The organism is Peribacillus sp. S4, assembly GCF_046715815.1.
Classification (GTDB): Bacteria; Bacillota; Bacilli; order Bacillales; family DSM-1321; genus Peribacillus; species Peribacillus frigoritolerans.
Genome location: NZ_CP175708.1, coordinates 1132797 through 1151038, shown reverse-complemented (window position 1 = coordinate 1151038; position 18242 = coordinate 1132797). Strand labels below are relative to the sequence as shown.

Genomic DNA, 18242 nt, shown 5'->3' with positions numbered 1-18242 from the left:
CTCCCTAAATCAATTAAAATGATAACGTTTCGACAATTCCTTGTTTTACACGGTCAACAGTCGGTAAATAATGATCTTCTATTGTAAACGGCGGAACCGGTACATCAAATCCTGTTACACGCTTAATCGGCGCTTTCAGGTAAATAAGAGCTTCATCATTAATGATGGAGATAATTTCCGCACCTAATCCGGCCGTCTTATGGGCTTCATGGACGATCAATGCACGACCTGTCTTTTTAATGGATTGCACGATCGCATCCCTATCTAAAGGGTATAAAGTTCTAAGATCGACCACTTCACACTTCCAGCCTTTTTCTGCTTCAATCTTTTTCGCGGCATTCAATGCCTCCCTTAACATGGCCCCCCATGCAAAAATGGTCAGGTCGCTTCCCTCCTGGACCACTTTTGCCTGACCGATTGGTATTCGGTACATTTCATCGGGAACTTCTTCCTTGAAGGCCCGATACAATTTAGTCGGTTCCAAAAAAATCACTGGATCTGGATCTTCGAGCGCTGAAATGAGCAGCCCTTTTGCGTCATATGGATTACTGGGTGCAACCACCTTTAAACCCGGAGTATGGGCAAAGAAGGTTTCGACACTTTCGGAATGAAGTTCAGGACCCCTGATTCCGGCACCATATGGCGTACGGATTACGAGGGGCACCCCAAATTGCCCACGAGTACGATACCTCATACGGGCAGCATGGGAAATGAGCTGCTCGAACCCCGGATAAATAAAGGCGAGAAACTGGATCTCCACTATGGGCAGCATTCCGTTAAGAGCCAAACCAATGGCAGAGCCGATGATTCCGGATTCAGCTAATGGCGTATCCACAACTCGATCTTTTCCATACTTCTCATAAAGTCCTTCCGTCGCTCGAAAAACCCCGCCATTCACACCAATGTCCTCACCCAAGATCATCACGCGATCATCATGATCCAGCATTTGGTCCAGCGCTTCCGTAATAGCCTGGAGCATCGTTAAATTTTTGCCCATCATTTCCTCCCGCCTTTCCTTAAGATTTGGTTCAATTCCTGCTTCTGTTCCTTAAGATGCCATGTCTCCTCAGCATATACATGGTTAAACATTTCGAGCGGGTCGGATTTCGGATACGCTTCGGCCCTTTTAAGGTGAGCATCGATCAGTTCGTTGAATTGCTTTAACACCAATTCTTCCTGCTCTTCATTCCAATGACCCTCTTTATTCAAATACTTTCTAAGGCGTGTAATAGGATCGCGGTTTTCCCTCCAGAACGTTGAAATTTCGTCCTGATCGCGATATATGTTCGGATTGTCTGCAGTAGTATGGGCGCCATAGCGAAAGGTAATGGCTTCGATTAATGTAGGCCCTTCCCCTTTAAGCGCTCTTTCGACAGCTTCCTTTACAGTCATCCATACGGCAAAAATATCATTTCCATCCACCCGCACCCCATGGATGTCATAAGCAGCAGCACGCTGGGATATTGTTTTTGATGCCGATTGCTTTTCAAAAGGGACACTGATTGCGTAGCCATTATTTTGGCAGAAAAAGATTGTCGGGGTTTTATAAACGCCGGCAAAATTCAGTGCTTCATGAAAGTCCCCTTCAGAAGTCGCACCATCGCCAAAATAGGCGATGCTAACATTCTTTTCGCCTTTAAGCTTACTTGCCCAAGCCGTTCCAACTGCATGAACCATTTGAGTGGCAATTGGAACACTTGGAGGCAATATCCTTTTTCCTTCTGGACAAATCGAACCATCAAAATGCGCCATCCAGTACAGGAAAACACGGTATAATTCCTGTCCATGAATGATTGCCGCTCCATGATCACGGTATGTGGGAAACATCCAGTCCCCTGCCGACAATGCTAAAGCGCTTCCAGCTTGGGACGCTTCCTGCCCTTCGAAAGGTGCATAAGTCCCAATCCTGCCTTGGCGCTGGAGATTTATTGATTTTCGGTCAAATGTTCTGAGCAGGAGCATGCTCTCATACATCTTTAACATAAGTGATTTATCGATTTTTCCATCAATCGCTTCAATTATTTCCCCATCAGGAGTCAATACACGAAACATTTCCGGCTCAACTCCGCTTGAATGCGCTTTCATTATTGGGTTTCCCGTCTTTTCCATTTCATTTCTCCCCTTAAGATAGATTTGTTTCGCAAACTTACCTAGGTTTTGAACAGTCATGAAATAACAGCCCAAAATGTTTTTATTGGTCTTTCTGTCTGTGATTAAATGCTGTTTCATAAACTACATTTCCTTATATAAAAGGATAATACATCCATGTTTTTAATAATATGTTAAATAGAATGAATTTTTTACATATTACCTTTATTTAGAAGATGTTTTCTGATACTTCGCCTTCATTTTGAAAATGAGAACCTTTAATGGGGAATTTCATAATGATTACCTTCAAAATGTGATATGCTCCCGACAGATTTAGAACCTTCATCAAAAAAAAATCCAGCACAAAAAAGACCCATTATATTAATATATGGGTCTTAGCCTGTATAAAAACTCCAAGAAATCAGTTGCCTACGTTTTTTCAACAGACAGTTGATTTCAGAAATCCGCATCCCTTTGAGCCGACTGCCTGCCAAGCGTCTGCGGGGTCTCGGCTAGTTTTTCGGCAAGAGTGTCGCATATTTTTTCCATCCATTAAGGAGTACAGGGAAAAACATGAAAGATAAACTAGTCTTAAATAGGGTTCGGAATAAGACGAACCTGCAGTTTTTCTTTAAAAATTCCAGTTGATTTCAGAAATCCGCTCCCTTTCCGCCGACTGTCTGCCAAGCCTCCTCGACGCAAGCGTCTGCGGGGTCCCGGCTAGCCAGTTTTTCGGCAGGAGTGTCGCATATTTCTTCCATCCATTAAGGAGTTCAAGAAAAAACATGAAGGATAAACTAGTCTAAAACTTGGTTCGGAATAGACCAGCCTGCAGTTTTTTTCAATAACACATAGTTGATTGGAACGAAAGGCGCGAGACTCCTGCGGGAAAAGCGTGGCATGGGAGACCCCGCAGGCGCGCCGAGGAGGCTTCCGCCCGCCCGCGGAAAGCGAGTGCCTGGAGTGGAAATCAACGTTCCCATTTTACAAACCCACAAAAAAGCTGTCGGCAAACAATTATTATCTAGTTTGTAAACAAAAGGGCTCTATCTACAAAGGTGATTGGAACGGAAGGTAAGAGACTCCTGCCTGCGGGAAAAGCGCGTCAAGGGAGACCCTGCGGAAAGTGAGTGCATGAAGTTGAAATCATTACACATACCCTCTTTCAGAAATCCGAAATTAGATCAATGTTACCCTTTTTGCATTTCAGGATGGGGTAGGACCCGCAACGGGAATTGCACCCAAAGGTAGAAAAGGTCTATTTTTCAAATGTTCCTTTAACGACAGCATGGCCATCTTTGACCATCATCTGCCCCATCGCGATAACACTATTTATTTCTAAAGTTCGTTGATTCATCAGGATGATATCGGCGTCCTTACCTACCGAAAGCTTTCCCTTTGCAGAAAGCTTTAAAATGTTTGCCGGGTTTTCCGTCACAACTCGTAGGGCATCGGCAATTGCCACTCCATCCTCGAGGACCGCATCGACAACACAATCATATAACGACATGCATGTACCAATGTTCAAACCGCGCAGGTTACCGCTTCCATCGAAGTCAGGCAGGCTGGCTTGCCCATCTGAAGTTATGGTGATCTGCCCGATTTCAACGCCTTCTTCTAGTGCCATTTTAATTGCTGTACTTGCTTTGACCTCGCCTTCTTCAAGGAATTTCTGGATTGTACTTGTCGTAAAATCTATATACCCCCCTTTTTTTGCATATTCCACCCCTGCATTGAATAAATGCGGATTTCGGTTTATATGTGTAGGGTAGAACTGAGTGATCGGAATTTCCGTTGTCTCGACAACTTCTTCAATTACGTGCAAATGATCTAGACTGTCGCCGACATGAATATTGACGATACCGCTTTTCCCGGATAACAGACCTCCATTACGTGCCTGCGAGGCCAGTTTAGCGAGTTCGGCTGCAGTCGGCTGAGAAGAACGATGATCGGCAATGGCTATTTCGCCAACACCGATAATTTTATCCACAAGAATCAAATCATCCTCGATCTTGCCGGTTAACGTCTTGACTGGAACTTGATACGAACCAGTCTGAACGAAGCAGCTAATTCCTTCTTCTTCAAGCGCTCTCGCTTTAGCGAGCAGTGCAGGCATCGTCCTTGTCGTACCATCTGTGCCGATGACCCCTACCAAAGTCGTTATACCGGCTAAAGTGGCATCTGTTAATTGGATTTCAGGTGTCCTCGTTTTAAAACCCCCCTCCCCGCCTCCGCCGATAATATGTACGTGGGCATCTATAAAACCCGGAGCCACAATTTGACCACTCGCATCAATCACTTTCATTTCAACGAAATTGGCAGGTACATCAATCTGGTCCTCAATGAAGCCAATTTGCTTTCCAACCAAGAGGATATCTTTTTGGCCCATATATTCCGGTCCATAAAGCTCCCCATTTTTAATAAGCGTGAGCATTGTTCATTCCCCCTCCAAAAATTGAAATTTTCAAATAGGTTTCAAAATCTTTCACGCGGGTAAATATACAACATGACCCGCTAACAATTACATAAAAAAAGTCCAAACATACTTGTTCATTTTTAAACGTTGTAGCTGAATTGACATCTTGATTATGCTTTTCCCAAAAGTATAAAAACAAAAGGAGTAAACGACATGAATAAAGTGATTTCTTCTGACATTCAAACAAATAAAAGATTATCCATGCGACAAATCATGAACCTATATCAAGTTACAAAAGAATTTAAAGGGAATATATATTTTATCTGCAACCATAAATTGGTCGATGCCAAGAAACTTTCGACTTTCGTATCCTTCGTGCTCATTCTTCAAGAGTGTGCAACGATGAAAGTCATACTTGAAGGCGAGAATGTACACGCCATGCTTGAAAAAGTACAGGCTATTTGTAAAGAAAATGATGAAAGTGCATTTCGTTTCCAATCGAACCAAACCGTAAATATTTAAATGATTCCAACTACGTTTGAAGAGGGTGTATTTATATGAGAACCATTTTAATGGTGATAGGCGCAATCGTCGTAATCGGCATAATAGCAAATCTTATTTTTTAAGAATGATGAAAGACTGTCAATGATTGACAGTCTTTTTTTTTTTGATGATTTGATTGAGAAAGGCTTGATCATGCTCCCGGACCTGGGAATCACCACGGAACCTCCCAGTCCCTCCATTTATTCAAGCCTTCCCGTATTTCATTTCCTTTGTCAATCCAATATTGTCTCCTCTTCTCCTCTTCTTCCTTCTCCTGTTGCTCAGCTATAAGTGCCTGTTGTTCTGCTATAAGCGGACCGATATCTTGAGCTTTAAAAGATTGAGCAGCTTGATTCTGTAAGGCTTTCGACATTATTTTTTGAAAGATGAGTGCACTTCCCTGACTGCTGTGTGTCGTTAGATAATGTTTTGCGTCCGTCTTATCATATCCCGCCCAAACAGCACCGACCAGCGAAGGTGAATAACCGATGAACCATTGATCTTTAACCCCCGATACTCCTTCGATGGGAACTTGTGTAGATCCTGTTTTACCTGCTATTTCATAACCGGAAACAGCCGCGTTTTTCGCTGTGCCATATTCCACTGTTCCAAGCAGCATGGCATTCATTTTGTCGACGGCGGCTACAGAGGTCACTTTGGTGCTTTTCTCTTTCCAGGCGGCAACCTCTTTTCCATCGGCATTTTCTATCCTTACAATGGCGTGGGTTTCCATCCGTTCCCCTTCGTTGGCGAAAGCAGAAAAGGCTCCTGCCATCTGCAGCGGGGACACACCTTTTTTCATCCCTCCTAAAGCGATAGACAGGTTTCGATCATCCTTGTCATATGGAATCCCAAACCGCTTAAGTGAATCAAGCCCCCTATCGATGCCAATCTCATTCAATAGCCAAACCGTCGGTACATTCAAGGAATTCATCACCGCTTCATACATGGGGACTTCTCCTTTATATTGACCACTCAGGTTTGTTGGCTCATATTCACCGAAGCTCATTTTTTCATCCTTTAAAGGGTCAGTGATATCATATCCCTCTTCAACAGCCGGCGTGTAAACGACAAGCGGTTTAATGGATGAACCAGGAGACCTTGTCAGTTGGGTTGCCCGGTTATATCCCATGAATTGGTGTTCACCCCTCCCGCCGACAAGTGCTTTTATGCCGCCTGTTTCAGGATCAAGAAGGACAGACCCGCTTTGAACCAGTTCCTCTGTACTCGTTCCAACCGGAAAATTGGCTGAATTCTCATACACGCTTTCTGTAGCCTGCTGCATGGACTGGTCCAGGGTCGTGTAAATTTTATACCCCTTTGAAAGCAGCTCCTCAAGCTTAATTCCATATTTACTCGATGCTTCCGATAAAACATGATCGACATAATAAGGATACTTACCTCTTAATGGATCGGTTTCCTTCTCCCCCATAAGAAGTGTCACCGAATCTTTTTTTGCGGCCGCTTCTTCATCTTTCGTCAAATAACCATGTTCCGCCATTCGCGAAAGAACCAAATCACGCCGCTTCACTGCACCGTCCAAATTCTTGTATGGATCAAGTTTGGATGGCAAGTTAATGACTCCCGCCAGCAAAGCTGCCTCGGCAACGGTCAATTCAGAGACCTCTTTGGAAAAATAAATATTTGCAGCCTTTTTGATCCCCCATGCCCCATGGCCAAAATAAACTTGATTCAGGTACATTTCCAGGATTTCATCTTTTGTATATTGATTTTCAACTTCCTGGGCTAGAAAAAACTCTTCTATCTTCCTCTTCAATGTTCGTTCCGATTCCAGCATCGTGATTTTCACAAGCTGCTGGGTGAGCGTGCTCCCGCCTTCAACAACACTTCCAGCCTTCGCATTTTTAACCAAAGCCCGCATGATCCCTTGATAATCTATGCCGTGATGTTCATAAAAACGGTGATCCTCAATGGAAACCACCGCTTGTTTCATATGTTCCGGTATTTCATCTATCGCCACGCCCTCGGATTTATTTGCCGTGATCGTACTGGCTAGATTCCCATCCAGATCATAGATCCCTGTCGGTTGCTGAAGACTATTTTCAAGATGACTTATATCAGCACCCTGCCTGAAATACAATAGTGAACCGGCGCCTACAACTGCAATCGCCAATATTATAATTAGACCTAATTTCACTAACCCTCTCATTTGTACCCCCAATTTCCCATCTGCGACATGTTTCATTAAAAATATTTTACCCTTTTTGTTAAAGAAAACTCGTCGATTGAATAAAAGGCGCTCTTTTCTTGTAGCACTTTACACGTGAATCGGCATCCTTACCGATGATATCCCTTCATCGTCTGTGCCTGCCAATTAACTGAAGTACCAATTTTCATCCTACCATTTTAACTATGCTCATATCTATCCTTTACCCGTAAAAGGCAATCTATATACCGATTAAAGGCGTGAAGCCATTTAAAAGCGGGTATAACACTATTAAGGTCTTATACAGGGGAGAGATGATAGTAATGAAAGACTTAAAACATATTGTCGTCGCTTTTGATGGAAATGAAGAAAGTAAAGGGGCCGTCGAATATGGAGCAACATTGAAAAAGGCCTTTCCAAAAGCTGAGTTGACCGTCGTTCATGTCCTAAATGATAAGGTTGAACAGCGTATCATGGGTAACGCCTCCGCGCCGGGGTTCGTGCCCTCTGCCGGATTTTATGTGGATCCAGTCCAGACACATCCTGTTGTTGAGGTTGACCAGCCAAGAAATCAAAAGGTAAATGACACCCCCTCCGCCCTCGAGAATAGTATTCAGAACGCAGAAAGTAATACGTTGAGATTGTTAAGTGAATGTCAAGTGACGGGGAAATTCGAACTATTGGAAGGATATGCGCCAGAAAGCGTATGTGACTTTGCAGCGAGAAATTCAGCTGATCTTATCGTTGTCGGCAATAGCGATAAAAGCGGTTTGGAAAAATTCTTCCTTGGCAGTACAAGTAGTTCCATTGCGAAAAACGCACCATGTTCGGTATTCATTGCAAAATGAAGAATGAGCGGGTTTTTCCCTATTGGTTCGAGTCATACATTCTCCGAAAAAGGCCGGATTCATATAGAATCCTGCCTTTTTGTTAATAGGGTTTTTTCAGTATTACATTCGGAGCAGCCGAAAAACACCGGGTTGCTAATTGCTGCCCAAAATCACATCCAGCATCAGTGCTGACTATCAGGTTCAAAATGGCTGAACCAGAACCGTTCACTCCCAGCCTTTAGGCTCCCCTTGTGGAAGTATTTAATTTTCGATCATCGGTTAGAATATCTATTAGTTTCTTTAAATGCCAATTAAAGAAAAACTGTACATGTCATCGAAACTCACCTTTTTACCATTTCATGTAAATATCATTTCGTTTATCCAACTTCTTTACAGACTTTCAATAGACCTGCCGATAACCAAGTTAGAATACGACAATTTTTCTATTGACTCACTAAGGTTTGATTTCATTAAGCCTAATTTACATTTGGGGAGGGAATGGACATGGATAAACATTCGATATCAGCTGAAAAAGGCGCCTACATAAGCATTGCCGCTTACATATTCTTGTCTGCTCTTAAATTGTCATTTGGTTATTTCGGTGATTCTAAAGGGCTTTGGGCTGATGGTTTAAATAATACGACCGACATCATCGCTTCCATAGCCGTTTTGATTGGTTTGAAAATTTCAAAGAGACCTCCTGATGATAATCATTCATATGGTCATTTACGGGCGGAAACCGTAGCGTCATTGGTAGCTGCCTTCATCATGATCACTGTGGGCCTTCAGGTTGTATACAGTGCCATTGAATCCTTCTTTCACCAAGATTCAACAACCGTACCCAGTATGCTGACCGGTTATGTCGCTCTATTCTCTGCCATCTTCATGTACGGAATCTACCGTTATAACCTTACATTAAGTAAAAAAATCAACAGCTCTTCCATCTATGCCGTTGCCCAGGATAATCGTTCCGATGCCCTTGTCAGTGTTGGTGCTTTCATTGGAATCATCGGTACTAAGTTGGGAATCCCTTGGCTGGATGCGATAGCTGCAGCAGTCGTTGGGGTCATCATATGCAAAACGGCCTGGGATATCTTTCGTGATGCGTCCATCTCTTTAACCGATGGTTTCGACGAGCAGCTCCTGCAAAAGATCGGACAAACGATTATATTGACAGAGGGTGTTAAAGACATGAGTGAAATTAAAGCACGGATGCACGGAAGTGAAATCCTGCTCGAAACTACCGTTCATGTCAACCCTCTTTTGACCGTCATTCAAGGTCATGATATTACAGTTAGAATCGAAGAAAATCTTTTGAAGGAATATAATATCCAGCATGTTATCGTACACATCGAACCATATGCATTTCATAAAAAAGGTAACCGTCATTAACTTTACGGATACCTTTTTTTGTTATTTATTCCTGTAATTACTGTAATAAAACTGTGTCAAAAAAAGGTATTTATTGATTGATTGCCGAATATTTATCCAATTGACACATGTTAAAGGAACAGTAATCTGTTATCATGAAAACAAGTTGTAATTATTTTGATATTTTGTAATTTTATTCAAATAAAGCACTTTCTGGGTCAAAAGTAAATTCATTTTCCTACAGTATGGAGGGCAAAATGGTATCTAATCGAGAAATGACCATTCACTTTTTATCTTCTCAAAAAAACAGTATCATTTCCAAATGGAAAGATGAGTTGCTGCATTTACCGGACGGATATCTGGGGTATTTCAAAGGAGAAGTCGAAAATATTTTTAATTTGCTAATGGAGCAGGTTGGAAAATCGGATACTGACATAGACGATGTACTGAAGGTCGTAGGGGAAAAAATTGCGGCTGATCGCGTTACTAAGCAATTGGATATGGAAAATTTCTTTTCCACTGCAACCATCGGGAGATCCGTCATCATAGAGCACATTTTGAATTCCGGAGCACACAAAGAAGAAATATCGGCTCTAATAAAACGGGTAAACGTTTACTTCGATAAACTCATTCATTTTGCATTATCCCATTATACCGAATTGAAAACGATGGAACTTGAAGAACGCTATCAATTCATAAGCCCAAACCATAAAGACCGTTTGACGCTCCTTGGCCAAATGACCTCAAGCTTTGTCCATGAATTCAGAAATCCACTGACTTCCATCATGGGATTCATACAATTATTACAGGCAGAACAACCTGAGATAAAGTACCTTGATATCATTTCAAAGGAATTGGATCAGCTCAATTACCGGATCACGCAATTTCTTAATATTTCCAAAAAGGAGACTTCAACAACACAACCTGATCTTTTTTCCATTGCTCAGCTTGTGAATGAGGTGATCGAATTTTTATATCCCAGCATTTTGGAAGTTAATGCTTCCATTACATGCAATATTGCCGAGGATGCCGTAATTTCGGGTTCTAAAGAAGAATTCCGTCAAGTTTTACTAAATATTATATTAAATGCTCTTGATGTGGTTGCAGGGATGCCTTCCCCATCCATTTACATTTCAGGCTCTGAATCGCCACCCGGCATTCTTACTTTAAATATATCGAATAATGGGCCGAAGATACCTGACGACGTCCTGCCGAATATTTTTGAGCCATTCATCACCACAAAAAAAAGAGGAACGGGATTGGGATTATTCGTCTGTAAAGAAATCGTTTTAAAGCATCAAGGAACATTATCCTGTCACTCTACCGATTTCCTAACGACCTTTTCCATACAATTAAAAACTAAATAATGGATAAATATCCTTTTTTCCTTAGGGTTTTAGTGTGAAATTTTTGACTGATTGACGTCCAGTTACTTATACTAATAGGAAGGTTCCACTTCTGATCGAGGTGAATGATCCTATAGATTGAAAATAAAAACCAGATTTCATACAAGATAGCGAATTATTTTTCCATCTAACATTTTATATACTAATATCATTTCATTCATTATTGGTTTTGGGAGGTGACTGGGATAATTAAATCGTTCGGCACATCTGGCGATTCAATAAAGTCCCACACTAATTGGACATATTAAGTTTTTTATTTGTCATTATTTTAATTGCTTTAACAGCCTTTTTTGTAGCTTCGGAATTTTCGATCATAAGGGTTCGCAGCTCCAGGATCGATCAACTGATTGAAGAAGGAAACAAAAAAGCCATTGCGGTAAAAAAGGTTACATCCGATCTTGATGAATACCTATCCGCTACACAGCTAGGAATTACCGTTACTGCCCTTGGACTGGGGTGGCTAGGACAACCGACCGTCCTCAAATTGGTTGGGCCCTTATTCAATGCCTTGAATATCCCACAGGAAGTTACAAGCATTCTGACATTTGTCATTTCATTTTCCCTGATTACGTTCCTGAATGTGGTTGTAGGTGAATTGGCTCCAAAGACTGTTGCCATCCAAAAGGCTGAGCAAGTGACCTTGGCAATTGCCGGCCCGCTGATTTTTTTCCATAAGATAGCCTTTCCCTTCATCTGGGCCTTGAACCATTCTTCCCGATTCGTTGTCGGATTATTTGGCTTTAAGCCAGCATCCGAAAGCGAAATAGCCCATACGGAAGAAGAATTGCGTTTCATCCTGTCAGATAGCTATAAAAGCGGGGAGATTAACCAGTCGGAATTTAAATATGTAAATAACATCTTTGAATTCGATGATCGAGTTGCCAAGGAAATCATGGTTCCACGGACAGAAATCATGACCATATCCAAGGATGAAACGGTACAGGAATTCGTCGATGTGGCCAAATTGGAAAAATATACTAGATATCCTGTTGTCGAAGGTGATAAAGACCATGTCATCGGCCTAGTGAACTTAAAGGAAGTTTTCTCGGATCTTATCAAGAACCGGGAAATCCATATCAAAGCGATTGAAAATTACGCTCGTCCGATCATTCGGGTAATGGAAAATATACCAATTCACGATTTGCTGTTAAAAATGCAAAAAGAACGCATTCATATGGCTATTTTGATGGATGAATACGGCGGAACTTCCGGACTTGTCACAGTCGAGGATATCCTCGAGGAAATCGTTGGGGAAATTCGTGATGAATTCGATATCGATGAAGTTGCCTCAATCAGGAAAATTAAAGAAGGACATTATATTTTGGACTCTAAACTTCTTGTAAAGGAAGTGAATGATCTTCTTGGCATTCACTTGGAAGAAGATGATGTCGATACTATAGGCGGATGGGTCCTTACTGAAAACTATGATGTGAAGGTAGGGGACATCATGGAAAAAGACGGATTCTGCTTTAAAGTGATTGAAATGGAAGATCACGCCATCCGTTCCATCGAGGTCACAAAAAAGGTCATACATCTTCCTCTTGAAGGTACCCAAGGTTAATGGATCAAAAACAGCCACGTAAAAGGTTATTTTACGTGGCTGTTTTTTAACGATTTGTTCATTTATCGGGAAACCGTCCCATTTTTTTGACCGTTACGATTGGAGGTGTGCTCTTTTTTTTCCATAAGATATACATCATGATGAGGATAAAGGAAAAACCAGCAGCCGGTATTAGATAAGGTTCAGTTATTTCCCGGATTTGCTGCCAATTCTCGCCGAGGATCCTTCCTAAGGTCAGGAACAATATGGTCCAAGGTATGACAGCCGCAACCGTATAAAATATAAACTTCCATACTGACATCCTCGCAATTCCGGCAGGGATGGAAATGGCATGGCGAACAACCGGAATGAATCGAGCCGTAAAAACCACGCCCACGCCATACCGCTTAAACCACTCTTCAGCATGTACAATATGATTTTCTTTAATTAGAATATATTTTCCATATTTCAAGAGAAAGGGCCTTCCTCCATAATACCCCGCCCAATAGAGAAATAATTGTGCCATCGTCCCGCCTGCCACACCGGCAAGAACAGCTCCCCAAAAATTCATTTTCCCCAGGCCTACCACATAACCACCGTATCCAAGAACAAGCTCACTCGGTATGATTTCAACCATCAGCCCCAATAAAATCCCCATATAGCCCATTTCCGCAAACCAATTCAATATCGTCATAATAAGCTGTGATATCATGCTATTGGACTCCCCTTACCGCTAATTTCAAATTGTTTGTCCTTCTATCCTATTCAGCTCATAACGTTCTATTCGATTTTTCATATCCAGTTTCACAATGCACCACATTCAGGATTGCACAAAAAAAGACCAGCTGCTATGTACTCCGGTCTCTTTACATCAATATTCTTTTAGCTCCCCTTTTTGGGAAATTTGAGAAAAAACAGCGGCAGTGAGTAAGGATGAATCATTTTGTGAAACATTAGTGAAAATCTCCTGCCGTGATTTCGTTTTTTCAATATGAATCCCGAGATCTTTATACTTGTTGATTATTTGATTATTCATGCTTACCCTCCTTTCTGCTGTACCGTTATCCTTTAACTTCCCATTTAACGAAGTAATAAAACCTGTTTAAACGATTCGATCCAAAAAACAATCAATTGACATGAATAGTTTGCAGTTGGTGTTCATGCACTTCGTCTTTTTCAACATGGACCTGGACCTTATAGGTTCCAGCTTCTTCGAAAGATACCTTATTTAGATATGTTCCATTCCCATCTTCTTCAGCCTTGGTGAAATGACTCTCTTCGCTGCCTTCCTTCCACACCTCGAAATTCACATCTGCATTTGTCAGCGGCTTCCCATTCAATTCAACCGTCGCTTCAAAGTTCGAACTGTTTCCTGCCTTTACAGGGTTACTATGAAACCCGATAGATACATCCGTACTAGGGTGAACCGATGCATCTTCACTTTCATGTCCTGGAACGACAACTTCCTTTTCAGGCATTACATGAAGGCCTTTAGCCGTTACATGGGACACTACAATATATTTGCCTTGTTCCTCAAAAGTATGCATCACTTGATACATGCCACTTCCAGTATTCTTTGCTTCAAGCATTTCCCGTTTATCCTGTCCGGACTTTCTCACTTCAAACAGCACCTCATCAGCTTCATTCACCAATTGGCTTCCCTGTTTCACTGCCGTTTCAAGAATGACTTCTTTTCCAGGCTCCACTTTCCCTTTAATGACAATTGATGCATCCATCGATACTGGAACAGCACTGTTCACTTCCTTATCCTCTGGCATTTCAGACTCTTGACACCCTGCCAGCATAACTAACAACGCAGTACACATATAAATTTTTTTCATATGAACTTCCCTTTACTATTTATTAGACTAAAACTCTGTCCTCTTCATATTGCCCATCCTTTCCTTTTTTCAGATTTTTATACATAATTTCACATCAAATGGTTCGCATTACGGTGACTGAAGTCAGCATGCCTACCGCGATGATCGTTAAAAATGAATATAAAAAGATTGAAGTCCCCACAACGCTCAATCCGCAAAGCAGTACACACCCATCAATGAAAAAAATCAGCAGACCTACATTGAGTCCACTTTTCCTGGAAAGGATCTGTGCCAACATATCTGTTCCGCCTGTAGAGGTCCCATACCGAAGCATTAAACCGATTCCAAGTCCAATCAACCCTCCCCCGATTATCGCACTTACATAAATGGGGAGGTTCCATCCTGTGACAGCGTCGGAAAAAATATCGATGCATAAAGAGGAAAAAAGCAAGCCATGCAAGCTGTTCAGGAATAATTTTTTTTCAAAGTACCAAGCATATATATATAATGGAATGCTGCTCAAAATCACACCCAGTCCTGTCGGAAGTCCTATATAGTAATGAAAAATCAGCCCAATCCCTATCATGCCGCCATCCAATAAATGATAAGGTATCAGAAAAAAATTGATTCCCACACCTACAAGCATGCTGCCGGCAATGATCGCTGCCATCCGTTCCATGATTTTCATGGCCGCCACCCCCTTTAATTCTTGCATTTAAAACTTGTCTTGGTTTCTATAGAATATGTTTGTACCATCAAAAAAATAATGAAACTGAGCAATTTTTTATGAAACGGCCCTCATTTTTCTGAATATTCTATAATATGTTACAATAAAGTAGAGAAAACAGTCAAAAACAGCTATTTATTAGCTCAAACTGATCCTTTACAAGCAATTTACCGGATTTAAGGTGCCGTAAGCTGTTTGACTGAATGATTAACTCTTTCTATAATGAAAGTATTTAAATTAATTAGATTGAGGTGATTTGATGGGGCATTAAAGAATGTTCGTTGTGACGGACAGGCGCTGCTTTGCGTAACGGATATGTATCCTTTTGGAAAATGGCTGCACTCCTTCAGACAGAAATTCTTCTATTTCCCGTCTACGCATCGCTAATCGGCATATACTATTATTCTCTTCATCACTAAAAGAAATGGGAGTTCAAGCGGCTGCACATCTATGGCCACAGAAGCAATCCCGAAAATACTCAGCACGGCAAAAAAAATATACTTGTATATTTTAAAAATGTAGGAGGTGTACTCCTTATTCGTCTCGAAGGCGAGTTAAGGGAGACTATTTGGACATAATAAACTTGGTTCTTATTGCCATTTTAATTGCTTTAACAGCATTTTTTGTAGCTACGGAGTTTGCGATTGTTAAAGTGAGAAGCACGAGGGTCGATCAATTAATTGAAGAAGGAACGAGGAATGCCATTTCAGCAAAGAAGGTCATCTCCAACCTGGATGAATACCTCTCAACTTGTCAGCTCGGAATTACCGTTACAGCCCTAGGGCTTGGATTCCTTGGGGAACCGACAGTTGAAAAAATTTTGCACCCACTCTTTAATCAATTGAATCTTCCAAATTCAGCTTCACATGCACTCTCGGTTGCAATTGCCTTTTCTTTCATTACGTTCATACATGTCGTTGTTGGAGAATTGGCACCGAAAACATTGGCGATTCAAAAAGCGGAGCAAGTAACATTATTGGTTTCGAAACCTTTAATTGCCTTTAACAAAGTCATGTATCCATTCATCTGGGTACTGAATGGCTCTGCAAGGACGCTTACAAGAATGCTAGGATTAAAAGCGGTTTCCGAACATGATTTGGCTCATACAGAAGAAGAGCTTCGAATCATTGTTTCCGAAAGCTACAAAAGTGGCGAAATTAACCAATCAGAGTTTAAATATGTGAATAAGATTTTTGAATTCGATGATCGGATCGCAAAAGAAATCATGGTTCCACGTACAGAAATTGCAACGGTATCCAAAGATGATACGATCCAGCAGTTTTTCACCGTAATGGCGGAAGAGAATTTTACGCGATATCCTGTCATTGATGGTGATAAGGATCATGTTATCGGAATGGTCAATATCAAAGAGCTATTCACTGAAATGATAGACAGAAACAATCAGGCAGCGTCAACGATCGACCGATATGTTCGTCCGATCATCCGTGTCATTGACAGTATCCCGATTCACGATTTACTTTTAAAAATGCAAAAGGAACGGATCCACATGGCCATCCTCATGGATGAATACGGCGGTACCTCAGGTTTGGTTACCGTTGAAGATATCCTTGAAGAAATCGTTGGCGATATCCGCGATGAATTCGACCTGGATGAAGTTCCCGATGTCCGCAAATTAAAAGAAGATCACTACATCATCGATGCCAAGGTATTAGTAAGTGAAGTGAATGATTTACTCGGATTGGATATCAATGATGAAGATATTGATACGATGGGCGGATGGATCCTTACAGAGGATTATGAGGCCAAACAAGGTGATATCCTGACTTATGGTCCCTATAACTTCAGGATAAAGGAAATGGAAGATCACCATATTCGTTATATTGAAATATATAAACAGGCAAAAGTCGTAAGCGAAGTGAAAGAATTCCCGATCATATCACAAACCGAAATCGTTTCATGATAATAACCCCCGTTCCTAATACAATAGGAGCGGGGGTTATTTTTTTTTCAACTGGTACATGAAATAAAATAAATACATATTATATAAAACCTGCTTCATTTAACATTGGATGATTACATGAAGTATAGTTCTACCTTTATTGTTTCATACTGTTAAAAAAGCGATACTTTTTGAAGGAGTGAAGAATCATGAAACTCATAACCATTTGCCAGCACTGCAAAGGGAAAGGGAAAACCCGTTATCTTCAATTCTTTTCCCGGGACTGCAATCATTGCAACGGTCAAGGTAAAGCGGTAAAAGATATGTCAAATTTAAGAAATCAGGCCAAAAACATCTAATAATCTTTCATATTTTGAAGTTGGTTTTAATGACACCTGCCCTCTTTAGCGTATCATAAACAATCAGTATCGAAGGTCCAAGGAAAAGCCCAAGGAAACCAAGCATCTTAAACCCTAAATAAAGACTGACCAACGATGCCAATGGGCTCAACCCCATATTTGCTGAATAGATTTTTGGTTCGATGGTCCTTCTTATGATGGTAATGACCAGGAATAGAATGATGAGGCCAACACCAAGATGATGATTTCCTTGAGCCCAAACAATCGCTGCCCAAGGAACCAGCACAGATCCCGTCCCCAAGATAGGAAGAATGTCCACCACCACTATTAACAGTGCCAATGGAATCATATACTTCACATTTAACAACCATAGTCCTCCATAAGCCATGATGAACGTTATTAAACTCAACAGGATTTGTGCCTTTATGAAGCCTACGGCTGCCATACTTAAATCTTGATAAACTAGCGAAATTTTTTGATAGGTGGATGTCTTTAAATAAAGGACTGCCTTTTTTCTTAATTTAGGCAATTCAAGACTGAATAAGAATAAAGCGATTAAGTAAATTAAAAAGTCAATGAAAAGTCCAGGAATGAGTGTCACGAACTGGACCATATCCTGAACAAAGCCCTCTGTGAACCCCTCCAGAGCCATGACTCCCTTTTCCATCGTCTGTTCTACCGATTGAATGAGGTTTGTCGGCAAAGTTTGCGAATACCGTTCCCATTGCCTAATGACTGGCAATATAGCCGTCAAATACACTTCACGTATGAAACCGGGAAATTCTTCCGAATAGACAATGACCTTCTTGATTAATACCGAAAAAGAATAATAAGTGATGCTCATAAGCCCGCCTACATATAAAACAAATGAAATTAACACTGCCCAAAAACGATGCAGCTTTGCCGTTTCACCAATCATGCGGACCAATCCATCCAAAAGAACGGCGGTGAGCAGCGCTAAAATCAACGCCCATGAATACGGAATGACGATTAATATGACTAGAAGGAGTATTCCCCTCCAAAACCAGCGAAAAAAGACGGCGACATTCACTGAACAAACCCTCCTTGCACCTTC

Annotated in this window: 15 protein-coding genes; 6 read left to right on the top strand and 9 right to left on the bottom strand. The window is 41.3% G+C overall.

The window, feature by feature from the left end; translation table 11 throughout:
• Positions 1-13: 13 nt before the first annotated feature.
• The 3 genes from ACJ9PY_RS05485 to iadA form a co-directional block, all read right to left on the bottom strand.
• Complete coding sequence (locus ACJ9PY_RS05485; RefSeq protein WP_057275753.1) at positions 14-997, bottom strand: alpha-ketoacid dehydrogenase subunit beta; 984 nt, start codon at positions 995-997, stop codon at positions 14-16.
• Complete coding sequence (gene pdhA, locus ACJ9PY_RS05480; protein ID WP_231892220.1) at positions 997-2109, bottom strand: pyruvate dehydrogenase (acetyl-transferring) E1 component subunit alpha; 1113 nt, start codon at positions 2107-2109, stop codon at positions 997-999. Before pdhA ends, ACJ9PY_RS05485 begins: the two co-directional genes overlap by 1 nt.
• Positions 2110-3346: 1237 nt before the next feature.
• Positions 3347-4522, bottom strand: a complete 1176-nt coding sequence (gene iadA, locus ACJ9PY_RS05475) for a beta-aspartyl-peptidase (RefSeq protein ID WP_098865913.1) — start codon at positions 4520-4522, stop codon at positions 3347-3349.
• A gap of 195 nt (positions 4523-4717) precedes the next feature.
• Here iadA and ACJ9PY_RS05470 point away from each other — a divergent pair, with 195 nt between their 5' ends.
• Positions 4718-5026 (top strand): hypothetical protein, encoded by a 309-nt coding sequence (locus ACJ9PY_RS05470; protein ID WP_034314818.1) that lies wholly within the window; start codon positions 4718-4720, stop codon positions 5024-5026.
• A gap of 193 nt (positions 5027-5219) precedes the next feature.
• Here the strand turns inward: ACJ9PY_RS05470 and ACJ9PY_RS05465 are convergent, their stop codons facing one another.
• Complete coding sequence (locus ACJ9PY_RS05465) at positions 5220-7217, bottom strand: transglycosylase domain-containing protein (protein WP_411739618.1); 1998 nt, start codon at positions 7215-7217, stop codon at positions 5220-5222.
• Between the two features lie 320 nt (positions 7218-7537).
• Here ACJ9PY_RS05465 and ACJ9PY_RS05460 point away from each other — a divergent pair, with 320 nt between their 5' ends.
• The 4 genes from ACJ9PY_RS05460 to ACJ9PY_RS05445 all read left to right on the top strand — a co-directional run bounded on the left by ACJ9PY_RS05460 (position 7538) and on the right by ACJ9PY_RS05445 (position 12382).
• Entirely contained in the window at positions 7538-8062 is a 525-nt protein-coding gene (locus ACJ9PY_RS05460; protein WP_411739617.1) for a universal stress protein, read from the top strand.
• 486 nt (positions 8063-8548) lie between these two features.
• The gene (locus tag ACJ9PY_RS05455) at positions 8549-9436 is read left to right on the top strand and encodes a cation diffusion facilitator family transporter (protein WP_095678222.1); all 888 of its coding nucleotides are present in this window, start codon (positions 8549-8551) and stop codon (positions 9434-9436) included.
• A gap of 236 nt (positions 9437-9672) precedes the next feature.
• Positions 9673-10782, top strand: a complete 1110-nt coding sequence (locus ACJ9PY_RS05450) for a sensor histidine kinase (RefSeq protein WP_057275745.1) — start codon at positions 9673-9675, stop codon at positions 10780-10782.
• Between the two features lie 274 nt (positions 10783-11056).
• Entirely contained in the window at positions 11057-12382 is a 1326-nt protein-coding gene (locus ACJ9PY_RS05445) for a hemolysin family protein (protein ID WP_411739616.1), read from the top strand.
• A gap of 58 nt (positions 12383-12440) precedes the next feature.
• On the opposite strand, the gene ACJ9PY_RS05440 is transcribed toward ACJ9PY_RS05445, so the two are convergent.
• The 4 genes from ACJ9PY_RS05440 to ACJ9PY_RS05425 all read right to left on the bottom strand — a co-directional run bounded on the left by ACJ9PY_RS05440 (position 12441) and on the right by ACJ9PY_RS05425 (position 14869).
• A complete protein-coding gene (locus ACJ9PY_RS05440; RefSeq protein WP_063577829.1) occupies positions 12441-13070 on the bottom strand; it encodes a DedA family protein in 630 nt (209 codons plus the stop codon).
• Between the two features lie 162 nt (positions 13071-13232).
• On the bottom strand, positions 13233-13397 hold the full coding sequence (locus tag ACJ9PY_RS05435) for a hypothetical protein (RefSeq protein ID WP_153246081.1): 165 nt from the start codon (positions 13395-13397) through the stop codon (positions 13233-13235).
• 91 nt (positions 13398-13488) lie between these two features.
• The gene (locus ACJ9PY_RS05430; RefSeq protein ID WP_145504894.1) at positions 13489-14202 is read right to left on the bottom strand and encodes a FixH family protein; all 714 of its coding nucleotides are present in this window, start codon (positions 14200-14202) and stop codon (positions 13489-13491) included.
• 94 nt (positions 14203-14296) lie between these two features.
• Positions 14297-14869, bottom strand: a complete 573-nt coding sequence (locus ACJ9PY_RS05425) for a YitT family protein (RefSeq protein ID WP_222620123.1) — start codon at positions 14867-14869, stop codon at positions 14297-14299.
• Positions 14870-15476: 607 nt separating this feature from the next.
• Between ACJ9PY_RS05425 and ACJ9PY_RS05420 the strand changes: the two genes are divergently transcribed.
• The gene (locus ACJ9PY_RS05420) at positions 15477-16829 is read left to right on the top strand and encodes a hemolysin family protein (RefSeq protein WP_063577158.1); all 1353 of its coding nucleotides are present in this window, start codon (positions 15477-15479) and stop codon (positions 16827-16829) included.
• 345 nt (positions 16830-17174) lie between these two features.
• Here the strand turns inward: ACJ9PY_RS05420 and ytvI are convergent, their stop codons facing one another.
• A complete protein-coding gene (gene ytvI / locus ACJ9PY_RS05415) occupies positions 17175-18218 on the bottom strand; it encodes a sporulation integral membrane protein YtvI (protein ID WP_411739615.1) in 1044 nt (347 codons plus the stop codon).
• Positions 18219-18242 lie beyond the last annotated feature (24 nt).

Excerpts from the sequence above, each read along its gene's own strand:
- ACJ9PY_RS05485 (WP_057275753.1), bottom strand. The coding sequence starts at position 997 with ATGGGCAAAAATTTAACGATGCTCCAGGCTATTACGGAAGCGCTGGAC.
- pdhA (WP_231892220.1), bottom strand. The coding sequence starts at position 2,109 with ATGGAAAAGACGGGAAACCCAATAATGAAAGCGCATTCAAGCGGAGTT.
- iadA (WP_098865913.1), bottom strand. The coding sequence starts at position 4,522 with ATGCTCACGCTTATTAAAAATGGGGAGCTTTATGGACCGGAATATATG.
- ACJ9PY_RS05470 (WP_034314818.1), top strand. The coding sequence starts at position 4,718 with ATGAATAAAGTGATTTCTTCTGACATTCAAACAAATAAAAGATTATCC.
- ACJ9PY_RS05465 (WP_411739618.1), bottom strand. The coding sequence starts at position 7,217 with ATGAGAGGGTTAGTGAAATTAGGTCTAATTATAATATTGGCGATTGCA.
- ACJ9PY_RS05460 (WP_411739617.1), top strand. The coding sequence starts at position 7,538 with ATGAAAGACTTAAAACATATTGTCGTCGCTTTTGATGGAAATGAAGAA.
- ACJ9PY_RS05455 (WP_095678222.1), top strand. The coding sequence starts at position 8,549 with ATGGATAAACATTCGATATCAGCTGAAAAAGGCGCCTACATAAGCATT.
- ACJ9PY_RS05450 (WP_057275745.1), top strand. The coding sequence starts at position 9,673 with ATGGTATCTAATCGAGAAATGACCATTCACTTTTTATCTTCTCAAAAA.
- ACJ9PY_RS05435 (WP_153246081.1), bottom strand. The coding sequence starts at position 13,397 with ATGAATAATCAAATAATCAACAAGTATAAAGATCTCGGGATTCATATT.
- ACJ9PY_RS05430 (WP_145504894.1), bottom strand. The coding sequence starts at position 14,202 with ATGAAAAAAATTTATATGTGTACTGCGTTGTTAGTTATGCTGGCAGGG.
- ACJ9PY_RS05425 (WP_222620123.1), bottom strand. The coding sequence starts at position 14,869 with ATGAAAATCATGGAACGGATGGCAGCGATCATTGCCGGCAGCATGCTT.